The organism is Pseudomonas sp. CM25 (assembly GCF_013179705.1).
In the GTDB taxonomy this organism is placed as follows: domain Bacteria; phylum Pseudomonadota; class Gammaproteobacteria; order Pseudomonadales; family Pseudomonadaceae; genus Aquipseudomonas.
In genome coordinates, this window is sequence record NZ_JABMCW010000360.1 from 1 (window position 1) to 5,172 (window position 5,172).

Below are 5,172 nucleotides of genomic sequence, written 5' to 3' on the forward strand. Positions count from 1 at the left end.
TGTCCGGGCGCAGTTCCATGCGCCAGATCAGCCGCGACCCGCAGGATCTGGTGCAGCAGACCCTCAACGAAAACCATCAATATCCCGACGGCCTGGTGCTGTTCCTCGGTACCCTGTTCGCGCCCAAGCAGGACCGCGACCAGCCGGGCAACGGTTTCACCCACAAGGCGGGCGACGTTGTGAGCATCAGCAACCCGCAACTGGGTACCCTGTGCAACCGCGTGACCACCAGCGACGTGGCACCGCGATGGGAGTTCGGCCTGCGCGCGCTGATCGACAGCCTTGGCCGACGCGGCCTGCTGCAAGTGGCTACAACCGCGCGCCAGCCCTGAGCGGCGCGTTTCTCCAGGGAGGGGCGGCATGCACGACGGATCGCCGAGGCGCTGATAGCGCGGCAACAATAATAATAAAGGTCATCACATGAACCCTATGAAGAAGTACCAACGCATCACCGTTGTGTTCCTGCTGCTGATCGGCATCGTCAATTACCTGGACCGTAGTGCGCTGTCGATCGCCAACACCTCGATCCAGAAAGACATGATGATCAGCCCTTCGCAGATGGGCATCCTGTTGTCGGCGTTCTCCATTGCCTATGCCTTTGCCCAGCTGCCCATGGGCATGATCATCGACCGCCTGGGCAGCAAGGTCGCCCTCGGCGCCTCGCTGCTGGGCTGGTCGGTGGCCCAGGCGGCGTTCGGCATGGTCAACAGCTTTGCCGGCTTCATGGGCCTGCGTGTGTTGCTGGGGATTGGCGAGGCGCCGATGTTCCCGTCGGCGGCCAAGGCCCTGTCGGAGTGGTTCGACGCCAACGAGCGCGGTACCCCGACCGGTCTGGTCTGGTCCTCGACCTGCCTTGGCCCGTGCCTGGCACCGCCCTTGCTGACGCTGTTCATGGTCAACTTCGGCTGGCGCGGCATGTTCATCATCACCGGCGTGATTGGTATGGTGCTGGCGGTGTGCTGGCTGAGTTTCTACAAGAGCAAGGCGCGCTACCTGGCAGACCTGGCAGCTGCAGGCGAGCCGCTGCCGCGTGAGCAGCAGACGCCGGCAGCTGCCGAGCAGGCACCGAAGGCCTCTTACTTCGCTGGCTGGCTCGATTTGTTCAAGCACCGCAGCACCTGGGGCGCGGTACTGGGCTTCATGGGCGTGATCTACATGCTCTGGCTGCACCTGACCTGGCTGCCCGGCTACTTCGAGCGCGAGCACGGCCTGGACCTGTACAAGACTGCCTGGGTGGTATCGCTGGCCTATGGCTTCGGCGCGGCGGGCACCATCGTTGCCGGGCGCTTCTGCGACAGGCTGGTGAAGCGCGGCATGAGCGTGCTGGGCAGCCGCAAGTTCAGTGTCATCACCGGCCTGGTACTGGCGGCGCTGTTCACCTTGCCGCTGTCGTTCGTCAGCGGCCTGACCGGCTGCATCATCCTGCTGTGCCTGGCGCTGTTCAGCATCAACATGGCCAGCGCCACCGCCTGGATGATCGTCAACACCATCGTCGACAGCCAGCGCGTCGCCTCGTTTGGCTCGATCCAGAACTTCGGCGGCTACATTGCCGGCTCGGTGGCGCCGATCGTCACCGGTTTCAGCATCCAGTACTCGGGTTCGTTCAACACCGCGTTCATGATCAGCGCGGTGGTGGCGCTGTGCTCGGCGGTGGCGTACTTCCTGCTGTTGCAGGCACCGATTGGCAGTGCCAAGCCCCAGGCTGCCGGCCTGGCCGTAGTGTAGGAGCGGCCTGACGTCGCGATAGGCTGCGCAGCAGCCCCAACATCCCGAACCCGCCACATGAATCCGAGGGGCTGCTGCGCGGCCCGTCCGGCACACCACCTGACCCACGGCACTTGCCAGTCAGGCAGGTCTGTATGTATAACCAGTGCCTGTCCCCGTTACCCGATCTCGCCCCGTGATTGCCCATTCTGTCGACGACCCGTTCTACTACCTGCACAATTTCCGCCAGGTGCTGCTGTGGGTCGAGCAGCGTTACGAAGACCTGCTCGACGATCAGGAACTGTCCTTCTTCCGTACATTCAGCCAACTGGACGCGCCTGCCCAGGCCTTGATGGTGCGCATGGTCATGCGCAAAGGGGAGCTGTTTCGCAGCGATCGCCTGGACTATGCCGAAATCGGCGATACCTGGCAGGCGCTGCAGCCTTTGCAGGCCTTGGGTTGGGTGCGTGAACCCGAACAACTGGCGCTGGAGCAGCTGTTCGTCTTGCTGCGCAAGGACGAACTGGCGCGGTGTTTTGCCCGGCAACTAAGCCGCCCCCGTGCCACCAAGCATGAACTGCTGGCACAACTGCAAGCCCTGGAGCTGGCAGCCCGGCCGCTGGCCGAGTGGTTCCCGGACAGCGAGGTGCGCATCCTGCACTGGTGCCTGCAACCGCTGTGCGACCGCATGCGCCTGCTGTTTTTCGGCAACCTGTACCAGGACTGGTCAGACTTCGTGCTCGCTGATCTCGGCCTGCTGCGCTACGAGCAGGTGCCGTTCAGCACCGATTCACGCGCCTTGCAGCAACGTGCCGAAGTCGATCTGGCGATGGCCTTGCACCAGTGCGCCGAGCGCCTGGAGCAGGGCGACGACCCGGTCGCGATCCTGGCGGCGATGCAGGGCCTGCACAGCGACAATCCATGGCTGAGCAGGCGCCATGCGCGTTTGCAGTTCGCCCTGGGCCAGCAATGCGAGCGCCTGGGCGACTGGGCCCAGGCCCTGGCCGTGTACGCGCAGTGCAGCCATGCCCAGGCGCGCATTCGTCAGGTGCGGGTGCTGGAGCGTAGCGAGCAATGGCCGCAGGCCCATGCGCTGGCGTTGCAACTGGCGGCGGCGCCGGCCAACGCACTCGAGGTGCAGGCGCTTGAGCGCATGCTGCCGCGCCTGGCGCGCAAGCTTGGCGGTCCGCCACAGCGGCGCCAGCGGGTCGCGCCACTTGAGCTGATCGAGCTCGAGCTGCCCCGCGAGCACGCCGCGCTGGGCGTGGAAGAAGCCGTGCGTCAGCACCTCGCCGAAGCGGGTGGGCATGTGCATTACGTGGAGAACACGCTGCTCAACAGCCTGTTCGGCCTGCTGTGCTGGGAGGCGATCTTCGCCCCGGTAGCTGGCGCGTTCTTCAACCCGTTCCAGTCTGCACCCCAGGACCTGCACGACAGCGACTTCCAGCAGCGGCGAAGCGCCGTGTTCGAACGCTGCCTGGGGCGCCTTGACGATGGCAGCCATCGCCAGGCGATTCTCGATTGCTACGCGGCCAAACAAGGCTTGCAGTCACCGTTCGTGTTCTGGCCCATGCTCAGCGAGGCGCTGCTGCAGCAGGCGCTGGCGTGCCTGCCGGCCGCTCAGCTGAAACACTGCTTCGTGCGCCTGCTGCAGGACATTCGCAACAACCGCGCCGGTATGCCCGACCTGATCCAGTTCTGGCCCGAGCAGGGTCGCTATCGCATGGTCGAGGTCAAGGGCCCCGGCGACCGCCTGCAGGACAATCAGCTACGCTGGCTGGAGTTCTGCAGGGCCAACGGGCTGGCGGTCGCGGTGTGCCATGTGCGTTGGAGCGAGGCGTCTTGAGCTACAGCGTGGCAGTGCGCGCCCTCTGCGAGTTCAGCGCCAAGGTCGGCGACCTGGACCTGCGCTTCACGCCATCGCCGTCCGCCCAGGAAGGCATCGAAGGGCACCGGCGGGTAGTGGCGCGGCGCGCTGCTGGTTACCAGTCGGAAATCACCCTCGAAGGCCAGTTCGACACCCTGCGGGTGCGCGGCCGCGCCGACGGCTACGACCCGGCCCACAACCGCCTGGAAGAGATCAAGACCTACCGCGGTGACCTGACGCGCCAGCCCGCCAATCACCGCCAGTTGCACTGGGCGCAAGCCAAGGTCTACGGCTGGTTGATGTGTCAGGCACGGCAACTGCCCGCCATCGAGGTGGCGCTGGTTTACCTGGATGTCGACAGCGACGGCCAGACGCTGATCAGCCAGCACTGCACGGCTGACGAGCTGCAGGCCTTTTTTGAAACCCAGTGCCAGCGTTTTCTGACCTGGGCCCAGTATCAGCAGCGGCGCATGGCCAAACGTAACGATGGGCTACAGGCATTGGGCTTTCCCTATGCCCAGTTCCGCCAGGGCCAGCGGCAACTGGCCGAAACACTGTACAAGGCGGTGAGCACCGGCCGCTGCCTGATGGCCCAGGCCAGCACCGGCATCGGCAAGACGCTCGGTACCTTGTTCCCGCTGCTCAAGGCCATGGCGCCGCAGCAACTGGACAAGCTGTTCTTCCTCACCGCCAAGACGCCGGGCAGGGCACTGGCCCTCGATGCCATGCACCAGATTACCGCTGCCACGCCGCAGCCGGCCTTGCGCACACTGGAGCTGATTGCTCGCGACAAGGCCTGCGAATACCCCGACAAAGCCTGCCATGGCGAGTCCTGCCCATTGGCCGCAGGCTTCTACGACCGCCTGCCTGCAGCGCGCGAGGCCGCGGCGGCCGTGCCCTTGCTGGACCGTGCCAAGCTGCGCGAAGTGGCGTTGGCGCACCAGGTGTGCCCCTATTACCTGGGCCAGGAGATGGCGCGCTGGGTGGATGTGCTGGTCGCCGACTACAACTACTACTTTGATGCGCATGCGTTGCTGTTCGGCCTGACTCAGCTGAACCAGTGGCGCGTCGCGGTGCTGGTGGACGAGGCGCACAACCTGGTCGAGCGCGGGCGCAACATGTACAGCGCCAGCCTTGACCAGGGCCAGCTGCTGGCCTTGCGCCAAAGCAAGCCACACGGGCTGGTCAGCGCGCTGGACCGGTTGAACCGTCAGTGGAACGCGCTGTACAAAGAGCAGCGTGCGCCCTACCAGGCCAGCGAGTCGCTGCCTGAATCCTTGTTGCGTGCCCTGCAGCAGTGCATCGGGCTGATCCAGGAGCAGATGAACCAGTCGCCCGCGCACATGGACCCGCAGGTTTTGCAGTTCTTCTATCAGGCGTTGCAGTTCAGCCGGGTTGCTGAACTGTTTGACGAGCATTTTCTGTTCGACATCAGCCAGCGCCAAGGCCCGCGCAAGCGCCGACTGGCGACCCTGTGCCTGCGCAACGTCACCCCGGCACGCCTGCTGGCCCCGCGCATGCAAGCGGCACGCAGTGTGACGCTGTTTTCTGCCACGCTGAGTCCGCGGCACTTCTACAGCGACCTGCTGGGCATGCCGGCC

General features: G+C 65.1%; 3 protein-coding genes and 1 pseudogene. All 4 read left to right on the forward strand.

From position 1 onward, the window contains the following. A pseudogene (locus tag HP546_RS25470) lies at window positions 1–332 on the forward strand (fumarylacetoacetate hydrolase); the annotation flags it as partial. Between the two features lie 97 nt (window positions 333–429). Continuing rightward, window positions 430–1,725, forward strand: a complete 1,296-nt coding sequence (locus HP546_RS25475) for an MFS transporter (protein WP_172231168.1) — start codon at window positions 430–432, stop codon at window positions 1,723–1,725. Between the two features lie 175 nt (window positions 1,726–1,900). Continuing rightward, window positions 1,901–3,550 (forward strand): VRR-NUC domain-containing protein, encoded by a 1,650-nt coding sequence (locus HP546_RS25480; RefSeq protein WP_172231162.1) that lies wholly within the window; start codon window positions 1,901–1,903, stop codon window positions 3,548–3,550. After that, window positions 3,547–5,172, forward strand: a 1,626-nt coding sequence (locus tag HP546_RS25485) for an ATP-dependent DNA helicase (protein WP_172231165.1), incomplete at its 3' end; no start/stop codon positions are given. The genes HP546_RS25480 and HP546_RS25485, both read left to right, overlap by 4 nt.

Excerpts from the sequence above, each read along its gene's own strand:
- HP546_RS25475 (WP_172231168.1), top strand. The coding sequence starts at position 430 with ATGAAGAAGTACCAACGCATCACCGTTGTGTTCCTGCTGCTGATCGGC.